19 protein-coding genes are annotated in these 17,809 nt (G+C 73.6%); 11 read left to right on the top strand and 8 right to left on the bottom strand.

Features of this window, described 5'->3' with window-relative positions; translation table 11 throughout:
• The first annotated feature begins 38 nt into the window (after nucleotides 1–38).
• The 9 genes from ACQP60_RS04185 to ACQP60_RS04145 all read left to right on the top strand — a co-directional run bounded on the left by ACQP60_RS04185 (nucleotide 39) and on the right by ACQP60_RS04145 (nucleotide 8,057).
• Nucleotides 39–557 carry a hypothetical protein gene (locus tag ACQP60_RS04185; RefSeq protein WP_429728657.1) on the top strand — a complete coding sequence of 173 codons (519 nt, stop codon included), beginning with the start codon at nucleotides 39–41 and terminating at the stop codon, nucleotides 555–557.
• A complete protein-coding gene (locus tag ACQP60_RS04180; RefSeq protein WP_429728655.1) occupies nucleotides 557–1,993 on the top strand; it encodes a phage tail protein in 1,437 nt (478 codons plus the stop codon). The genes ACQP60_RS04185 and ACQP60_RS04180 overlap by 1 nt, the downstream gene beginning before the upstream one ends.
• A 3-nt stretch (nucleotides 1,994–1,996) precedes the next feature.
• On the top strand, nucleotides 1,997–2,914 hold the full coding sequence (locus tag ACQP60_RS04175) for a phage tail family protein (RefSeq protein ID WP_429728653.1): 918 nt from the start codon (nucleotides 1,997–1,999) through the stop codon (nucleotides 2,912–2,914).
• 19 nt (nucleotides 2,915–2,933) lie between these two features.
• Nucleotides 2,934–4,058 (top strand): hypothetical protein, encoded by a 1,125-nt coding sequence (locus ACQP60_RS04170; protein ID WP_429728651.1) that lies wholly within the window; start codon nucleotides 2,934–2,936, stop codon nucleotides 4,056–4,058.
• A gap of 3 nt (nucleotides 4,059–4,061) precedes the next feature.
• Nucleotides 4,062–5,231, top strand: coding sequence for a hypothetical protein (locus ACQP60_RS04165; protein WP_429728649.1), 1,170 nt, complete (start codon nucleotides 4,062–4,064; stop codon nucleotides 5,229–5,231).
• A complete protein-coding gene (locus tag ACQP60_RS04160; protein WP_429728647.1) occupies nucleotides 5,228–6,298 on the top strand; it encodes a hypothetical protein in 1,071 nt (356 codons plus the stop codon). The genes ACQP60_RS04165 and ACQP60_RS04160 overlap by 4 nt, the downstream gene beginning before the upstream one ends.
• A 5-nt stretch (nucleotides 6,299–6,303) precedes the next feature.
• Nucleotides 6,304–6,567, top strand: a complete 264-nt coding sequence (locus ACQP60_RS04155; RefSeq protein WP_429728646.1) for a hypothetical protein — start codon at nucleotides 6,304–6,306, stop codon at nucleotides 6,565–6,567.
• Nucleotides 6,568–6,639: 72 nt separating this feature from the next.
• Entirely contained in the window at nucleotides 6,640–7,638 is a 999-nt protein-coding gene (locus tag ACQP60_RS04150; RefSeq protein WP_429728644.1) for a peptidoglycan recognition protein family protein, read from the top strand.
• Nucleotides 7,639–7,649: 11 nt separating this feature from the next.
• Nucleotides 7,650–8,057 (top strand): hypothetical protein, encoded by a 408-nt coding sequence (locus tag ACQP60_RS04145; protein WP_429728642.1) that lies wholly within the window; start codon nucleotides 7,650–7,652, stop codon nucleotides 8,055–8,057.
• 78 nt (nucleotides 8,058–8,135) lie between these two features.
• Here the strand turns inward: ACQP60_RS04145 and ACQP60_RS04140 are convergent, their stop codons facing one another.
• The gene (locus ACQP60_RS04140; protein WP_429728640.1) at nucleotides 8,136–8,306 is read right to left on the bottom strand and encodes a hypothetical protein; all 171 of its coding nucleotides are present in this window, start codon (nucleotides 8,304–8,306) and stop codon (nucleotides 8,136–8,138) included.
• Between the two features lie 50 nt (nucleotides 8,307–8,356).
• Here ACQP60_RS04140 and ACQP60_RS04135 point away from each other — a divergent pair, with 50 nt between their 5' ends.
• Nucleotides 8,357–8,653: a hypothetical protein gene (locus ACQP60_RS04135; RefSeq protein ID WP_429728638.1), complete on the top strand. Its 297-nt coding sequence runs from the start codon at nucleotides 8,357–8,359 to the stop codon at nucleotides 8,651–8,653.
• 9 nt (nucleotides 8,654–8,662) lie between these two features.
• Here ACQP60_RS04135 and ACQP60_RS04130 read toward each other — a convergent pair whose 3' ends face one another.
• Genes ACQP60_RS04130 through ACQP60_RS04120 form a run of 3 tightly spaced genes read right to left on the bottom strand, consistent with a single transcriptional unit; the run spans nucleotide 8,663 to nucleotide 10,678 of the window.
• On the bottom strand, nucleotides 8,663–9,217 hold the full coding sequence (locus tag ACQP60_RS04130) for a hypothetical protein (protein WP_429728636.1): 555 nt from the start codon (nucleotides 9,215–9,217) through the stop codon (nucleotides 8,663–8,665).
• Between the two features lie 56 nt (nucleotides 9,218–9,273).
• Nucleotides 9,274–10,011: a DUF2637 domain-containing protein gene (locus ACQP60_RS04125; protein ID WP_429728634.1), complete on the bottom strand. Its 738-nt coding sequence runs from the start codon at nucleotides 10,009–10,011 to the stop codon at nucleotides 9,274–9,276.
• A gap of 40 nt (nucleotides 10,012–10,051) precedes the next feature.
• The gene (locus ACQP60_RS04120; protein ID WP_429728632.1) at nucleotides 10,052–10,678 is read right to left on the bottom strand and encodes a hypothetical protein; all 627 of its coding nucleotides are present in this window, start codon (nucleotides 10,676–10,678) and stop codon (nucleotides 10,052–10,054) included.
• 287 nt (nucleotides 10,679–10,965) lie between these two features.
• Between ACQP60_RS04120 and ACQP60_RS04115 the strand changes: the two genes are divergently transcribed.
• On the top strand, nucleotides 10,966–11,640 hold the full coding sequence (locus ACQP60_RS04115) for an LLM class F420-dependent oxidoreductase (protein ID WP_429728811.1): 675 nt from the start codon (nucleotides 10,966–10,968) through the stop codon (nucleotides 11,638–11,640).
• A 60-nt stretch (nucleotides 11,641–11,700) separates the two neighbouring features.
• Here the strand turns inward: ACQP60_RS04115 and ACQP60_RS04110 are convergent, their stop codons facing one another.
• The 4 genes from ACQP60_RS04110 to pheS form a co-directional block, all read right to left on the bottom strand.
• Nucleotides 11,701–12,948, bottom strand: coding sequence for a hypothetical protein (locus tag ACQP60_RS04110; RefSeq protein ID WP_429728630.1), 1,248 nt, complete (start codon nucleotides 12,946–12,948; stop codon nucleotides 11,701–11,703).
• Between the two features lie 121 nt (nucleotides 12,949–13,069).
• Complete coding sequence (locus ACQP60_RS04105) at nucleotides 13,070–13,945, bottom strand: SDR family NAD(P)-dependent oxidoreductase (RefSeq protein ID WP_429728628.1); 876 nt, start codon at nucleotides 13,943–13,945, stop codon at nucleotides 13,070–13,072.
• Nucleotides 13,938–16,550 (bottom strand): phenylalanine--tRNA ligase subunit beta, encoded by a 2,613-nt coding sequence (gene pheT, locus ACQP60_RS04100; protein ID WP_429728626.1) that lies wholly within the window; start codon nucleotides 16,548–16,550, stop codon nucleotides 13,938–13,940. The genes ACQP60_RS04105 and pheT overlap by 8 nt, the downstream gene beginning before the upstream one ends.
• The gene (gene pheS / locus ACQP60_RS04095) at nucleotides 16,550–17,650 is read right to left on the bottom strand and encodes a phenylalanine--tRNA ligase subunit alpha (RefSeq protein ID WP_429728625.1); all 1,101 of its coding nucleotides are present in this window, start codon (nucleotides 17,648–17,650) and stop codon (nucleotides 16,550–16,552) included. The genes pheT and pheS overlap by 1 nt, the downstream gene beginning before the upstream one ends.
• Nucleotides 17,651–17,809 lie beyond the last annotated feature (159 nt).

The raw sequence follows: 17,809 nt of genomic DNA, 5'->3' as shown, positions 1-17,809 counted from the left end.
GGACGCGGCCGCGGCCGCTCTCAGGGGAGGGGGCGGCCGTGGCTGACGACGACTTCCGCATCGAGGGCATGGAGTCGCTCGAGGCGCTCGCGAAGGTGATGCGCAAGGTCGGCGAGGGCAAGGAGATCCGCAAAGAGCTGCTGGCTGCCCTGCGCGCCGCGGGGCAGCCGACGGCGGACGACATGCGCACCGGGCTCGCGGCGAAGCTGCCCAAGCGCGGCGGCGTCTCGAAGGTCCTGACGAAGAAGAAGCGCACGTTCGCGGTGCGCAACCGGCTCTCGTCAGGGGCGAAGGAGTCCGCGGGGATCCGCATCGTGTCGACGGACAAGAGCCACGACTACCAGTCGCTCGAGCGGGCGGGGAAGTTGCGCCACCCGGCGTACCCGTGGCGGCGGCGGCCGCGTCGGTCGTGGCGGTGGGTCGAGCAGCGGGTGCCCACCGAAGGGTTGCTCGAGGGCGTCATGCACGAGCACGAGGACGAGTTCCTCGAGGGGATCTCGGACGCGATGTTGGAAGCCGCGCAGGCCATCGAACGAGCGATCGACAAGGGGGTCTGATGGCGACACCGGCAGTCGAGTTCACCGTCGTCGGGGTGGACAAGGCGTCGAAGACGTTCGACGACGTCGGCAGGTCGGCGTCCGACTCCGCGGACAAGATCAGCCGGGCCTCGGAGGAGGCCGGGTCGAAGTTCGACGCGGCGGGCGAGTCGGCCGGCGACCTGGCCACCTGGACCGCGACCCTGGGCGACGGCATGGCCACCCTGGGTGAGCAGATCGGCGGCCCGGCCGGGCGGTTCCTCGAGATGGGCGGCAACGCGATCCTGGCGGGGACCGCGATCGGTGACCTCGGTGAGGGCGCCGTGCAGGCCGGGAAGTGGATCAAGGGCCTGGGCATCGTGCAGAAGGCTCAGGCCGCCGCGTCCTGGGTCGCCACCGCGGCGCAGAAGGCCCTCAACGTCGCGATGAAGGCGAACCCGATCGGCCTCATCATCACCGGGATCACGCTCCTGGTCGGCGCCCTGGTCTGGTTCTTCACGAAGACCGAGCTCGGGCGCAAGATCGTTGCCGCGGCGTGGAAGGGCATCCAGGTCGCGATCGAGGCCGTGGGCAAGTGGTTCAAGGGCACGCTCGTGCCGTGGTTCAAGGCGGCGATCGACAGGATCACCGGCTTCTTCAGCAACGCCAAGAAGAACATCTCGGACAGGTGGAACGCCCTGGTCGACTGGTTCAAGAACATCCCGAACCGGATCGGCTCTGCGGTGTCCACCGTGGCCACGAAGGTGCGCGAGAAGTTCTCGACCGCACGCGACCGGGTGAAGGAGGTCTTCAACAACGTCGTCGACTGGTTCAAGAACCTGCCGGCCCAGTTTGGCTCCGCGCTCGCGGGGCTCGGCACGGCGGTGTGGAACAGGGCCGACGCCGCGCGCACCCGCGTGAAGGACGTCTTCAACAACGTCGTCGACTGGTTCCGCAACATCCCGAGCCGGATCGGCTCTGCGGTCGGCGCCGTCGGCTCCTTCGTGTACGAGAAGTTCTCGGCCGCGCGCACCCGCGTAAAGGACGTCTTCAACAACCTCGTCTCCTGGTTCCGCAACCTGCCGTCCCGGTTCGGCTCCGCGCTCGGCGGGCTCGGCTCATCCATCGGCGGGGTCTTCAAGTCGGCGTTCAACAACGTTGCCTCCTGGTGGAACAACAGCATCGGCCGCATCGGCTTCACCGTGCCGTCCTGGGTGCCAAAGGTCGGCGGCCGCAGCTTCGACGTCCCGAACATCCCCTACCTCGCCTCCGGCGGCACCATCGCCCGCGGCGGGTGGGCTGTCGTCGGTGAGGAGGGGCCCGAGCTCGCGCACCTGCCCGCCAACACCACCGTCTTCCCGAACGGGACCGCCCCCGCGCCCGCCGGCGGCCCCGTCCTGCACATCGAGAACTTCTACGCCGAGAGCCAGGCCGTCGGCGCCCTCGCCGACGAGCTCGCGTGGAAGATCCGGAGGTAGACCGTGACCACAGTCGCATCCCTGCTCACCCCACCACCCGACCTACAGCCCTGGCAGGCGCAGCTCGGGCCGCTGCGACTCGGCCCGGGCACCCCGTTCGACTTCTCCGTCCTGGACGGCGTCGACGAGCTGCCCGAGCTGCGCACCAGCGACGAGCCCCGCCCCTGGGCGCACGGCACCTGGGAAGGTGACGACTGGGCCGACGGGCGCACGATCACCTGGACCCTCGAGGTCGAAGCCGTCGGCGAAGCCTCGGACGCGGCGCTCGCGGCCCTGCGTGCGGTGATGGTGCCGACGAAGACGGGCTCGCTGGTGCCGCTGTGGTTCAACCTGCCGCCGATGGGCGGTCTGGTGCGGTGGGACGTGAAGGTCCGCCGGCACCGGCTGCTCAAGGACGCGACGTGGGTGCGCCGCGAGGGCGGCACCCAGGAGGCGCAGTTCTTCGCGCCCGACCCGGCGGGGTACGGGCCGGGCCGGTCGGCCTCGACGGGGTTCGCCGAGCTGGCGGGGGGCCTCGCGTTCGACCTGTTCACCGACGGGCAGGGCTCGACCACGGGCTACCTCGAGTTCGGGGAGCAGGGGTCGTCCGGCCGGGTCGACCTGGACAACCCCGGCAACGCGGAGACGTGGGCCGTGCTCGAGGTCGCGGGCCCGACGCCGTCGGCCGGGTTCGAGATCGTCGACGTCCCCACCGGGCGGCGCCTGCGCTACGTCGGCGTCGTCCCGGCGGGGTCGGTGCTCACGATCGACACCGCGGCCGGGTCTGTCCTGCTCGACGGGGTCGCAGACCGCTCGGGCCTGCTGACGGCGCGCGAGTGGGCGCCCGTGCCGAAGCAGGGCTCGACGTCGCTCGCGTTCCTGACCCTGGGCGAGACGACGGCGGCGACGCTGCGTGCCGTGTGGGCGCCGGCCTGGTGGTGAGCGTGAGGAGGTGGCGCGCGTGAGCGTGCAGATCATCTGCGGCGAGCTGATGACGGGCAGGATCCTCGCGGCGGTCCCGACGACCGGGAGCGGCGCGAGCTGGTCGACGGTGCTGAACGACTCCGGCGACGTCCAGGCGACCGTGCCGCTGCGGTCCCTGAACCCGAACACGCGCGAGACCCTGCTGTCCTACCTCGAGCCGAACCGCTGCTTCCTCGGCGCCGTCACGGACGCCGGCTACGTGCTCGAGGCGGGCCCGATCCTGCCGCACGGCTACGACGACGCGACCGGCACCCTGCAGGTGAAGGCGACCGGGATGCACGGGCACCTCGACCGCCGCCTCGCGATCGCGCCCCCGCCGTGGCCGTCGGGCGTGGGCCGCACGGCGCTGTCGTGGTCGGGCCTGTCCTTGGGCACGATCGCCAAGCGGCTCGTCGCGACGGCGCTCGCGCACCCGGGCGGGTCGCTGCCGATCGTGCTCCCGGCGGACCAGGCCGGTACGAACGAGCGCACCTACCCGGGCTACGAGCTCGGCTACGTGGGCGAGCGGCTGCGCCAGCTCGCGGAGGTCGAGGGCGGCCCCGACATCGCGTTCCAGCCGCGCCTCACGGTCGACGGCCTGTCGGTCGAGTGGGTGATGCGCACCGGCACCACGGCGGACCCGCTGCTGCACCAGGTGGGCGACGACTGGCGGTGGGACCGCGGGGCCGTGCGCGGCCCGCTGCGCCTGCTGGGGGTCGACCGGGACGGCTCAGACGTCGCCTCGCGCGTCTTCTCGACTGGTGACGGCATGGAGGAAGACCTGCCGATCGGCCTCGCCGAGACGACCGAGCTGACCGACGCCGGGTACCCGCTGACCGAGCGGGTCACCTCGACCAACGCGACGGACGTGTCGCGGCTGAACGCCCACGCGCTCGCGGGGCTCGGCGCGTCGGTGCGCCCGTGGCAGACGTGGGCGCTCGAGACGGACGTCGACTCCCCGACGCTGGGCACCTACCGTCCTGGTGACTGGGCGTCGGTCAGCATCCCGCCCGGGCACATCTACCTGCGGGCGGGCACCTACCGCACGCGGATCCTCGAGATCTCCGGCGACAAGAGCCGCAAGGTCTCGCTCAAGCTCGCACCCACGATGGAAGGCAGGTAGCCGGTGAGCGACACCGAAGGGTGGAAGGGCCGACGCGCCGCGACACCGGGCAAGGCGGGCGTGCTCGTCGACGCGATCCGGACCCTGCAGCGACAGGTCGCCGAGCTGCGCACCCGCGCGACGCTCAACTCGGCGTCGATCAGCTCGGGCGGCCTGCGCGTCAAGGACGGCGGCGGTGTGACCGTCGAGGACGGCGGCGGCGTCACGGTCGCGGACGGCGGCGGCCTCACCATCACCGGAGGCGGAGGCGTCACGGTCGAGGACGGCGGCGGCCTCACCATCAAGGACGGCGGCGGCGTCCAGGTGCTCGACGACGGCGACATCGACGTCCTGGGCGGCCGCGTCACCATCGGCGACGGAGGCGACCTCATCGTCGCGGACGCCGGTGCGCTCGCGGCCCGGTACGCGGACGACTCGACGGCGTGCGTGTTCGGTCCCCTGTACGCACAGGGCACCCGGGATCACGTCGGGCACGGACTGCTGATCCAGCACCCGAACAATGAGGACATCGTCCGGGTGCTGCGTCAGAACGATGGCGTTGCCCGGGTCTGGTTCCGAGGCTCCGACACGACGGTGCGCGCGGCGGGCAGCGGAGGTCTGACGCTCGCTGCGGAGGCGGGTCCGATGAACCTCTGGCAGGACGTCGGCTCGGCGCAGTGGCTCATCGGCCGCTCGAGCTCGGCGGCTGCCGGGACCCGGTCGTACATCTGGTCCCCAAGCGGGGGCGACGACATCTATCTCGTGGGCGACCTGAAGGTCTCCGGAAGCCTGAACGTGGACGGCGCGAAGCAGTTCCGCACGCGCCACCCGCTGCGCGAGGGGTACGACCTCGCGCACGCCTCGACCGAGTCGCCCGTCTCCGGGGTCGAGTACTGGGGCGAGGGCGTGATCGGCGCCGACGGCACGGCCGCCGTCGCGCTGCCCTACTACTTCGAGGCGCTCGTGAAGCCGACGGGCCGCGCCGTGCTGGTGTCGCCGATCGGGCCCCCGTCGCCGCTGGGCGCCGACCGGGTCGTCGACGGCACGTTCACCGTGCACGGCGAGCCCGGCGCCGAGTTCTCGTGGCTCGTCAAGGGCGAGCGGTTCGGCGGCGACTTCGACGTCGAGCCCGTCACCTGGAACCCGCAACCCGAGGAGTTCCCCAACACCCCCGAGCCTGAGGAGGCACCGTGAGCCTGTTCCGTGGTCTGTTCGTCCGCCCGGACGCCACGCGCGGCACAACGCCCGTGGAGGCGCGCAAGAGCCTCGCGGGCATGTTCCACCGTCTGGCGGCTGGCGGGCCGCGTGCGGGGCTCCTGGCGCCCGCGCAGGTGGTCGGCACGGCCGGGTGGACGTACAGCGTGCCCGCGGTGCCGATGCTGCTCGCCCGCGGCGCCGCCGACGGCGTCGTGCTCGCCGGCAACGACGGCGCCCTGCCCGTGCCCACGGACCCCGCGCCGGCGACCGGGTCGCGCATCGACATCGTGTACGCGATCCACCACGACGTCGACCAGGCGGACGTCGACTCCGCGATGGTCGTCGCCGTCGCGATCGGCATCCCCTCCGGCACCCCCGTCGCGCCGTCGATCCCCGCCGGCGCGATGGAGCTCGCCCGCGCGACCGTCCCCTCGACGGCGAGCAACACGCTCGGCGCCACGATCTCGCAGACGGCCCCGTACACGGGTCTCGCCGGCGCCGACATCGTCGCCCCGTTCGGGCTGTCCGCGTTCGCGACCCGGATTCCGGATCCGCCCGACGGGCTGCGCGTCTACTCCACCACGGAGGCCGTGACCTACGTCCGCTCCGGCGGTACGTGGGTGCCCGCGTTCCGTGCTGTGCGTCCGTTCGCTGACGTGATCGCGGAAGCCCCGCAGTCGATGGCCAACGGCACCGAGACGGAGATGACCTACGCGTCCGCGGTCGAGAACGTGGGCGGCATGTGGTCGGACGCCGTCGGCGTCCGGGGTCGGCTCACCGCGTCCGTGGCGGGCATCTACGAGGTGACCTACACGTCGTCCTTCGCTGCCCCCTCGACGGCCGCGGGCTCGCGCATCGTCGTCGTGCGGAAGAACGGCGCGACTCACCGGTCCTGGGCGCCGAACAGCATCGTCTCGGGCCAGGCCGCGTCGGAGGTCTACACCTTCCCCATGCGCCTCGCGGCAGGCGACTACATCTCGGTGAACCAGTACCAGTCCTCGGGGGCTGCCCTCAACACCCACAACCAGAGCTACCCGCGGCTGTCCGCGGTGCTGATCGGCTGACCGGGGTGAGCACGGAGCTCGTCGTGGGCCTGTCGTCGGCCGTCGTGGCGGCCGTCGCCGCCCTGCTCACGTACCACGCCGCGACGCGGTCGCAGCGGGTGTCCCGCATGGCGCGCATGGAGCGCCGGCAGGACGTCCTCGAGTACCGCAACCGGCGGCTGTGGATGTACTGCCGGCAGCTGGTGGACCACATCTACCAGCACAAGCCGCCGCCCCCGCCGGCGTGGCCGGACGACCTCGACGACGACGAGGACGCCCAGCCCGCCTGACCACCCACCCCAGCAGCCGCCGTGCGCCCGTCGGGCCCGGCGGCTTCGTCATGCCCGAGGAGGCACCAGATCGTGGTCACCACGAGAACGAACCTGACGACCCGCTGCTACCGGGGTCGTGCCGAGGCCGTGAGCCTGATCGGCGTCCACACGATGGAGGCGCCGGAGGGGTCGCAGACGGCGGAGAACGTCGCCGCGTACTTCCAGCGCGTGGACGCGTCGTCGCAGTGGACCGTCGACGACGACTCGCGTGTGCGGGTCGTGCGCGACGAGGACACGGCGTGGACCCTGCCGGGCGCGAACGCCCGCTCCCTCAACATCGAGATCGCCGGGTACGCCCGCCAGAGCGCCGACGACTGGCGCGACGCGTTCTCCCTCAAGGCACTGAACATCGCGGCCCTGTGCGCCGCGGAGTGGTGCAAGAAGTACGACATCCCCGTCCGCCGGCTGACCGACGCGCAGATCCGGTCGAAGGCGAAGGGGTTCGCCGGCCATGTCGACGTGAACCGCGTCTACAAGAAGAGCTCCCACTGGGACCCGGGCCCCAACTTCCCCTGGACCTACTTCCTCGGCCTGGTCAGCAAGCACCTCGACGCGCTCGGTGGCGGCAAGCCCGTCCCCGCGCCGGCCAACCCCGGGTGGGACAACCGCGGCTACTCCACGGCGTGGATCTCCGCCCAGCAGGCCAAGCTCAACCGCCTGGGCTACGACCTGGTCGTCGACGGCAAGCGCGGCCCCGCGACGATCGCCGCGACGAAGTCGTTCCAGGCGACGCACGGCCTCACCCAGGACGGCATCCCCGGCCCTGCGACGGCGAAGAAGCTCGACGCCGCCGTCGCTGCCCGCGCGAAGGCGAAGCACCACCGCCGCACCACCACCGCCCCCACGCACGTGTACGGCGGCCTCGGCACCAAGCGCGGCCGCCTCCTGCCCAAGGGCTACCCGTTCACCGTCGTCAACGGGTCCGGCACCAAGGTCGGCAAGACGTGGTGGGTGCAGACCACGGCCGGCAACTGGGTGCGGGGCGCGAAGACCACCAAGGCCAAGGCGGCCGCGAAGAAGAAGGGCTGAGGAGGCTCATCATGAAGGACACCGTCACCTCGTGGCTGCGCACGGTCGTGCCGGGCGCGTGGGCCGCGCTCGTGACCGTGCTGCTCGGCTGGCTCGGCACGCACGCCCCGTGGGCCGTGGAGCTGCTCGACGGCCTCGGAGTCGACCTGACGTCGCCGGCGGTCGTCGCGTTCGTCGTGTCCGCCGTCCTGGCGCTCTGGTACGTCCTGTGGCGCTGGCTTGAGCCGCGCCTGCCGGCCTGGGCCACGCGGCTCGTGCTGGGCTCCAACCGTCCGCCGTCCTACGCTCCGACGTCGGCGGGCGGCGTCCCGGACATCACCAGCCTGTCCGCGGACGAACGCTCCCTCGTGAACGACTACCGCGTCCTCGAGGGACGCGGCCGCGACCTGCTCCCGGACGCGGACACGTCCGGCGGCTGACCCGGACGGACACCGGACACACGGACGCCCCCGTCCGCCCTTCACAGGGCGGACGGGGGCGTCCTTCGTCGTGTCCGGCTACAGCGCGGACCGGATGGTGATCAGGCGCTCGCCGTCGGCGAGCTGGGCGCGCAGCTGGGCGACGCCGTCCTCGTAGGTGTCGGCCTCGACGGCGACGTCGCGGACGGTGGTCTCGTGGGTGCCGCTGTTGTCCGGCGGGATGGTCTCGACGTGGGCTCGGATCTGCACGGCAGGATCGTAGCCCGACACCCTCGAACGTGTGTTCTACCCTGGGCGGCATGGGGACGAGACGACGACCGCCGGCGGGAGGCTGGCCCGAGGGAGTGGAGACGGTGCCGCTGCGCGACACGGCCCTCGACGCCCCGAAGGGCGCCCGGGCGGGCGAGCGCGTCGTCGAGCCGGACGAGCCGCCCGCGGTGCGCGCGTGGATCACCTACGGCCGCGAGCAGCGCGAGGCCCAGGTCGACGGCTGGGCCATCGGCTGGACCTCGCGCCAGGTTCGCGTCCGCTACCTCGACGCCGCCGGCCGCCAGGGCTGGGCGTGGGTGTGGGCGTCCGCCATCACGCGACGCTGAACGGCGGCGTCAGCCGCAGTCGCCGCCGTGGATGCGCTCCGCGGCCTGCCAGTCCCCGGCGGTGTACGGGGCGTTCGGCGACTTCGCGGTGAACAGGTCCCCGTCGCCGCCGAGGTACGAGATCGCGTAGACGTCGGTGATGCTCTCGGCCCGGTCGCCGGCGATGGGCGGGTAGACGGTGCCGCACTGGCGTGCGATCAGAGCGTGCGCCGTCTCGTGACGCATCACCTGGTCGAGGTTGTGGAGCCCGTCGGCGGTCTCGTAGGCGCGGTCCGGAGCAGTGATCGCCACGCGCCGGTTCTCGCTGCCGACATTGACCTGGCAGCCGAGCACGTGGCCAGGCTTGCGCTCGCGGCCGCACGGGTCGGTGGCCGTGTGCTCGATCCGCACGTCGAACGTCTCCTCAAGCCATGCCTCGACGTCCGTGCGGGGCACGTCCGCCTGCGGGTCCGTGGTGCTCGCCGCGGCGGCAGTCTGCGAGACCTCGCCCCGCGGCGCCCCGGGAGCGGCCGTCACGACGACGACGGCGAGCAGCACGGCGACGGCGGCCCGGGTGCTCCTCACGACCCGCAGTCTGCGCCTGGGCACCGGCCTTCCGCAGCGGATAGAGCGGGTGAAGTTCATGCCGTCACCGCCTCGCGCCGCAGCAGCTCGTACACGGCGGTCTTGCTGATCCCGATCTCGTCGGCGATCGCGTACCCGCTCTTTCCGGCCGCGGCGAGCCGCAGGATCGCGTCGCGGTGCTCGACGGCGCGTCCGCGTGTCCGGGGGCGGGGCGAGGTGTGCCGGCGGACGTCCTTCGGCCCGGCCGCCGTCGTCCCGGACGGGCTGTCCGCGTCCGTGCTGTCCGGGGTGGTGTCCGCGTCCGCCTGGTCGTCCGTCCCGGCGCTCGCGGCCACCGTGTCCGTGTCCGGTTCGGTGGCGCTCGCGGCGTCCGTCCGGGCGGTGATGAGGTCGGCGATGGTGTGGATGGCCAGGAGGACGGCGACCGGCGCGAGGGCGGCGACGACGGTGCCGATGGCGCGCTGCCAGGGCTCGGGGACGTCGGCGGCGTGGGCGGCGTTGGCGACGACGGAGACGGCCGTCCAGAGCGCGAGGGCTGCCCAAGCGCCGCGGGCCCGCTCGCCGCGTGCGCGCTTCACGAGGACGGCCAGGAGGTAGACGACGGTGGCGGCGTCGAGCATGACCGGGACGGCCCAGGACAGCGTGACGGGGACGGCGGCCCAGGCGGAGACCTCGCGCAGCGCGGCGTAGGAGATCGCGAAGCTCACGGCGGCGAGTCCGGCGGTGAGCAGGACGGCCAGGACGAGGACGGGCAGGGTGTCGGGGTTGATCCGGGACGGGCGGTGCTGGGACATCGTGGTCTCTCCTTCGTTGGCGAGCGGTACGGGGCAGGGGTCAGCGGCGGGCGATGAGGGCTCGGATGCTGGCGAGGGTCTCGGGGCGCGGCGGGTTGGCGGCCGCGTGCGCGGCCTCGTCGACGAGGCGCTTCTGGATGTTCGTCGGGCCGTCAGGCCGGGGCGCGCCCTGCGGGCGCCCCGTCTTCTTCCGTGAGGAAGGAAAAGCCCGCCACGCTGTCACGTTGGGAGCGCCGCCGGGGCGGGCTGCACGGGCCCGGGTGCGAGCATCCTTCGACGCGCGTGCACTGGGCAGCATGGCCACGAGGGCGCGCTTCGTGATCGACAGCAGGGACGCGACGCCGCGCAGCCCCTGGCGGGCGCCGCGGCGCATGACGACGAGCAGCTCGCGCTCCTCGAGCCAGACCCGGGCCCGCATGATGGTGCGCACGGACAGCCCGGCCCGCTCGGCGACCTGGGCGTCGGTGGTCTCGGCGATGCCGGACCGGGCGTCGGCGATGCGGCCGAGCGCGAGGAGGTAGGTGCGGACGCTCTGCGGGGCGTCGCGAAGGTCGCCCCAGCCGGAGGCCGCGAGGGCGTCGACGATGCGCCACAGGGGCGCGTGGGCGTTGATGCGCGGGGGTCGCGGCGACGTCGCCACTCCCCCGCTATGCTGCGGGGTAGCCATCGAGAGGGTCCGTTCCTCTTGGGTGGTCAGGCCCCGTCTGGTGTTGGTAGCACCTGGCGGGGCCGTTTTCGTTTGTGGGCGTCACTGTAGCCCATTTGGGCAACGCGCGGACGGTGGGCGACGCGCCGGGCGTGCGTCGCTGGTGCGTCACGAGTGCCGCACGGCCTCCGATCCGTACCGTTCTCCTGCGACAACCGGCCCGAGCATCGATCAGGCATCGCCCCAGGTCAGCGGCCCTATCCGTTCCCCTGCGGCAACTTCGGCGCGTGAACGTGGCCCCAGGAACGATGTTCAACTGGGACCACTTCTTCCCGCTCACCGGCGACCCGGACGGCCTGCACTACGAGTGCTGGACGATGCTCGGCGCCTGGGCCGAGCAGACCGAGCGCGTCGAGATCGGCGCCCTGGTCAGCTGCAACTCCTACCGCAACCCCGACCTGCTCGCGGACATGGCCCGCACGGTCGACCACATCAGCGGCGGCCGGCTGATCCTCGGCATCGGCGCCGGCTGGTTCGCCAAGGACTACGAGCAGTTCGGCTACGAGTTCGGCACGGCGGGCTCGCGCATCGCCGACCTGAGCGCGGCGCTCCCCCGCATCAAGGCGCGGCTCGCGGCCGGCAACCCCGCCCCGACGCGCGAGATCCCCGTGCTGATCGGCGGGGGCGGCGAGAAGAAGACGCTGCGCCTCGTGGCCGAGCACGCCGACGTCTGGCACTCCTTCGGCGACGTCGACACCCTCACCCGCAAGTCCGCGATCCTCGACGAGCACGGCGAGGCCGTGGGCCGCGACACCGCGTCCCTCGTGGAGCGGTCCGTCGGCGTGGGCGCGCCGCCCGAGGAGGTCGGGCAGAAGCTGCTCGACGCCGGCGCCACGCTGTTCACCATCGGCACGAGCGGCCCCGACTACGACCTGTCGCTCGTCGAGCGGTGGGTGCGCTGGCGCGACGAGCGCCGGCGCTGACGACGCCGGTGCCTCCCCGCACGCGGCGGGGAGGCACCGGACCTCGGGTTCGGCTCGGGCTCAGAAGGACGACGCGTCCACCGCGAAGACCCAGCGACGGCCCGGGTACTCGCTGAGGCTCCACAGCGCGTCGCGCGTCGGGTCGTAGGAGAGGTCCTCCGGCCCGGGCGGGAAGGCGTTGCCGTGGCGGGTGGTCGCGGACGCCCCCGGCCGCCACGTGTGCAGGTCGCCCTCGGAGTTCGGGTCGGAGAAGTCGCTGCCGTCGCTCTGCGAGAAGAAGAACTCACCGTCGATCGCGGCGGCTCCCTGCACCCGCTCGAGGTCGGTGCGGTACGCCTCCGTCGCCCGGACGAGGCCGTCGGACGACTCGCTCAGGAGCCGGTCGGTGTAGTCGATCGGGATCCGCACCACCCGCGCGACGTGCCCGTCGTCGAGGTCACCCTGGCTGCGGAACTCGCTGACGACGAGCGAGTCGGGCGTGCTCGTCCGGTCGAGCGCGACCGAGGAGTGCTGCAGCTGGGGGTAGCCACCGACGGTCGAGTCGCCGTACTTCGCCACCTGGGGCAGCACGTACTTGTAGTCGAACGCCCGGTACGACCCGTCGGGCTGCCGGCCGACCTTCGTCGGGCCGTCCCCGGTCGTGACCCGCCACAGGTGGTCGAGGTCGAAGACCCGCAGCCCGCCCGTGGTGTCGACGACGTAGAGCAGGTTGCCGTACCAGGCGAGCCCGCCGGCGTGCACGTTCACCGGCCGGAACGACGGCTTACCGTCCTCGGTGACCGGCTCGGCCAGCAGCACGTGGCGGTAGGTCGGCGTCGTCGTCGACGACGTCAGGTTCACCACGCTGACGCGGCTGCCCTTGGCGACGCCGTCGGACGCGTGGTCGTACCAGCTCGCCATGAGGACGCGACGGCCCTCGTAGGTGCCGGCGCCGAGCGCGTCGTTGCTCGTGGTGACGCCCTGCGGGTACCAGGCGGTCGTGTCCCGGTCGCCCGCGTTCCAGCAGAACGACGCGACCCGGTGGGTGACGGACGCGGAGCAGGCCATGCCCGCCCGGTTCCCGTCGTCGACGACCGTCCGCATGCTCACGTTCGGCAGCGCGGCGTCGAGCCCCGCGACCAGCGAGGCGGGGGTGCGGGACAGGCTCCAGCGGAAGTTCCCGGGCGTCAGCTTCGTGATCGCGGCGTCGGCCGGGCCCGCCCCGGCCACGAGGGCCACCGGGGCCAGGAGCCCGAGGACGGCCAGCAGGACGGCGAGCGGGGTGCGGACAGCGTGCGGGCGTGCGGGGTGCGGGTGTGCGGTGCGCATAGGACCTCCGTGGTCGTCGCGGCAGGCGCGGCAACCTCTGATGGTTGCCTCCGTACACCCTGCAGGGAGGCGCCCGGAGGCGCACCGTGACACCCGATGACACCCGACGTACCGGGGACCGTCAGCGACCGACGAGCACCGGACCCAGCGGGTCGTCTTCCGCGGCCGGCTGCACCCGCAGCCGGCGGGCGGCGGGCGCCGACGCCTCCTGCGCGAGGCGCACCAGCGACGCCGGGGTGTCGTGCGACGCGCGGACGAACCACCCGGAGCAGGCGTCCAGGTCGCCGCGCGCGAACGCCGTGACGAGGTCGACGGTCCGCTCGACCGGCGTCCACTCGGTGCGCCCCTCGTGGGCGCGCATCGCCCCCGTCATGTCGGTGCGCACGACGCCGGGGGCGACCTCGAGGACCCGCAGGCCGCGCGCGTGGCCGGCGAGGTGCAGGCCCGCGCCGAGGCGCATCAGCGCCGTCTTGCTCGCGTTGTAGGCGGTCGCGTCGCCGTTGTCGTGCGAGCCCGCGCCGCTGTTGAGGTCGACGACCCGTCCCCCGCCGCGCGCCAGCATCCCCGGCACGGCGTGCCGGGCCAGCAGGAACGGACCGCGCACGTTCGTCTCGAGCACCGACCACCACACGTCGGGGTCGGCCTCCCACAGGGGCACCTCGGCGTCGATGCGGCCGGCGTTGTTGACCAGGAGGTCCACGGAGCCCAGCCCGCCGTCGGCCGACGACGCCTCGGCCGCCCGCACGGCCGCGGCGACCGCCCCGGCGTCGGTGACGTCCGCGGGCAGCTCCAGGGCCGTCCGGCCGAGGTCGCGCACCTCGCGCGCGACCTCGGCCAGGCGGTCGGCGTCCCGGGCGACGAGCGCGACGTCCAGCCCCGCCCGGGCCAGCCCGAGCGCCACCGCGCGGCCGATGCCGCGGCTCGCGCCGGTGACCAGGGCGGTACGGGCCGGCGGGACGTCGCCCGCCGAGCCCGCGACGGCCCCCTCGTCAGCCACGCAGCACCGCGCCCACGCGCTCGGTCGCCGCGGCGACGACGCCCTCGCGGACGGCGCGCACGTCGTCGGCCGTCAGGGTGCGGTCGGCGGCACGCAGCCGCACCGAGTAGGCCAGCGACTTCTTGCCCGCGCCCACCTGCTCGCCGGTGAAGACGTCGAAGAGTCGTGCGTCCTCCAGCAGCGGGCCCGCGCCCGCGACGACGGCGGCGTGCACGTCGGCGGCGGGAACGTCCGCGTCGACGACGAACGCGAAGTCCTCCTTCGCGGCCGGGAACGCGGACACCGGCTCGGCCGTGACCGGGGCGTCCCCGCCCGCCGCGATCAGCGCGCCCAGGTCGAGCTCGAACGCCGCCGCCCGGGCGGGCAGGCCGAGGGCCTCGACGACCTTCGGGTGCAGCTCGCCCGCGTGCCCGACGACGGCGCCGTCGGGCAGCGTGAGCGCGGCGCAGCGGCCGGGGTGCCACGGCATCGTGTCCGTGTCGGCCGCGACGGTGACCTCCGCGCCCGTGCGCCGGGCGACGAGGCGGGCGGCGCCCAGCGCGTCCGCCCAGTCGGCCGCACGACCGTCGCCCCACCACCCGGCGGGCACCGCCCGGCCGGTGAGCACCCCCGCGACGTGCCGCGGCTGGTCCGGGACGGCGGACACCAGGGCCGCCAGGTCGTCGTCCGACGGCCGCACGCCCACCGGCAGCTGCGGCGGGGCCGGCGTGCCCGGCGTCGGCCGCGTGACCAGGCCGATCTCGAAGACCGCCACGTCGGGCAGGCCGCGCGAGACGTTCCGGCGCACGGTCTCGAGCAACGTCGAGAGCAGGTCGGCGCGCAGGAACGGCCGGTCGTCGGCCAGCGGGTTGGCCAGGCGCAGCGTGGTGCGGCGCACGTCGTCGTCGGGCAGCCCGAGCGCGTCCAGGTCGGCCTCGCCGACGAACGGGTAGGACAGCACCTCGACGAGGCCCGCCTCCGCGAGCGCGCGCGCCACCGACCGGCGGGCCCGCTGCTCGGGCGTGAGGCCGCGCCCGCCGGGGGCGGCGGGGAGCACCGACGGGATCTGGTCGTAGCCGGCGATCCGCACGACCTCCTCGACCAGGGCGGCGGGCTCGGTGAGGTCGGGGCGCCACGACGGGGGCGTCACGCGCACCGCATCCACGCTCGCGCCCGCGACCGCGTCCGTGACGGTGCAGCCGATCTGCTCGAGGATCCCGACCACCGTCGCGCGGTCGTACGCCACGCCCGCCAGCCGGGTCGGCAGGGTGACGTCGAGGCGCAGGGGCTTGGGCGCCGTCGTGGTGTCGTGGTCGCTCACGGCGGGGTCCGCCGTGCCGCCCCCCAGCTCCACGAGCAGGTCGACCACCCGCTGCGCCGCGACGGCGGGCAGCCGCGGGTCCACGCCGCGCTCGAACCGCTTGGCCGCCTCGGAGGGCAGCCGGTGGCGCCGCGACGTGCGGGCCACGGTGATCGGGTCGAAGTGCGCCGCCTCGACCAGCACGTCCGTCGTGGACGGGCTCACCTCGGACGACGCGCCGCCCATCACGCCGGCCAGGCCCAGCACCCGCGCACCCCGGTCGCCCGCGGGCGAGTCCGTGATGAGCAGGTCCTCGGCGTCCAGCGCGCGGTCGACGTCGTCGAGCGTGGTGAGGCGCTCCCCGGGCGCCGCGCGGCGGACCACGATCGGCGCCGCGACCTTGTCGAGGTCGTAGGCGTGCAGCGGCTGGCCCAGGTCGAGCATCACGTAGTTGGTGACGTCGACCGCCAGGGAGATGGACCGCATCCCCGAGCCCTCGAGACGACGCTTCATCCACGGCGGGGTGGGGGCGGCGGGGTCGATGCCCCGCACGACGCGCGTGACGAACCGGTCGCAGCCCACCTGCCCGTGGATCGGCGCCGCGTCGTCCACCTCGACGGCGAACCCGTCGGCCGTGGGCGCGGGCGGCGTCGTCGCGAGGCTCTCCGGCAGGCCCCGGTCGGTGAACCGCGCGCCCGTGGAGTGGGCGTACTCGCGCGCCACGCCGCGGTAGCTGAACGCGTACCCGCGGTCCGGGGTCACGTTGATCTCGAGCACCTCGTCACCGAGGCCGAGCAGCGCGATCGCGTCCTGGCCGGGCGTGAGGTCCGCGGCGTCGAACCCGGCACGGGTGAGCACGAGGATCCCGTCGTGGTCCTCGCCGATGCCGAGCTCGCGCACCGAGCAGATCATGCCGTCGGACACGTGCCCGTACGTCTTGCGCGCGGCGATGGCGAACCCGCCGGGCAGCACGGTGCCGGGCAGCGACACGACGACGTAGTCGCCCACGCCGAAGTTGTGCGCGCCGCAGACGATGCCGCGCGCCCCGCCCGCCGGGACGTCGGCGTCGTCGACGCCCTTGACCTGCGTGGCGTTGTGCTCCGGGCCGACGTCGACCAGGCACCAGTTGATGGTCTTGCCGTTCTTCTGCGGCTCGGGGGTCTGGGCGAGCACGCGGCCCACGACGAGCGGGCCGGTGACGGCGGCGGGGTGGATCTCCTCCTCCTCCAGGCCGACCTTCACCAGCGCCGCCGCGAGCTGCTCCGCGGTGAGGTCCGCCGGCAGCTCGACGTGCTCGCCGAGCCAGTCAGTGACGATGCGGGGCATCAGATCTCCGTCCCGAACTGGGTGGAGAAGCGCACGTCGCCCTCCACGATGTCGTGCATGTCCGCGATCGTGTGGCGCAGCATGAGCGTGCGCTCGATGCCCATCCCGAACGCGAAGCCCTGGTACTCCTCGGGGTCGATCCCGGCGGCGCGCAGCACGTTCGGGTTGACCATGCCGCAGCCGCCCCACTCGATCCAGCCCGCGCCGCCCTTCTTCTGCGGGAACCACAGGTCCATCTCGGCGCTCGGCTCGGTGAACGGGAAGAAGCTCGGGCGCAGGCGCGTGCGCGCCTCCGGGCCGAACATGGCGCGCGCGAAGGCGTCGAGGGTGCCGACGAGGTTCGCCATCGTCAGGCCCTTGTCGATCGCGAGGCCCTCGACCTGGTGGAAGACCGGCGTGTGCGTGGCGTCCAGGGCGTCGGTGCGGAACACCTTGCCGGGGCAGGCCACGTACAGCGGGACCCCACGCTCGAGCAGCGAGCGCGACTGCACCGGCGACGTGTGCGTGCGCAGCACGAGGTTGGACGGCTTGTCCCCCTGGCCCGCCACGTAGAACGTGTCCTGCATCTGCCGCGCCGGGTGGTCCGGGGCGAAGTTCAGGGCGTCGAAGTTGAACCACTCCGCCTCGACCTCGGGGCCGTCCGCGATCTCCCAGCCCATGCCGACGAAGAAGTCGGCGACGCGCTCCTGGACCAGCTCGATCGGGTGCCGGGCACCCACCGGGCGCCGGTCGGTCGGCAGCGTGACGTCGACGGTCTCCTCCACGAGGACCCGCTCGTCGCGCTCCGCCTCGAGCTCGGCCTGGCGTGCGGCGATCGCCTGGTTCACGCGGCCGCGGCGCGGGCCGACGTTCTTGCCTGCTGCGGCCTTGTCCGGTCCGGGCAGGCCGCCGATGGCGCGGTTGGCGAGGGCGAGCGGGCTCCGGTCCCCCGTCTGCGCGGTGCGGACGGCCTTCAGCTCGTCGAGGTCGCGCGCGGCGGCGACGGCGGCCAGCGCGTCCGCGACGGCGGCGTCGAGCGCTCCGACGTCCAGCGGGTCGGGGCCCTGTCGGTCGTTGCCGGGGTCGTTGCCGGGTGCTGCGGTGGGTGCGGGCGTGGACATGCGTGCCTTCCTGAGAGGGGCCCTGCGAGGGGTGTGGCGGCCGGGTCAGTTTATGTGCCCGCCCGGGCCGGTCAGGTCGGCGTCCGCGGTGCCGCGCTCAGCGCGCGGGCGTCGCCGGGGCCGGGCCCGTGGCGGGCCCGGTAAATCGGCGGTCGCGGC

The organism is Isoptericola variabilis, from assembly GCF_050311655.1.
In the GTDB taxonomy this organism is placed as follows: domain Bacteria; phylum Actinomycetota; class Actinomycetes; order Actinomycetales; family Cellulomonadaceae; genus Isoptericola; species Isoptericola variabilis.
This window is presented reverse-complemented; position numbering and strand designations above follow the sequence as displayed.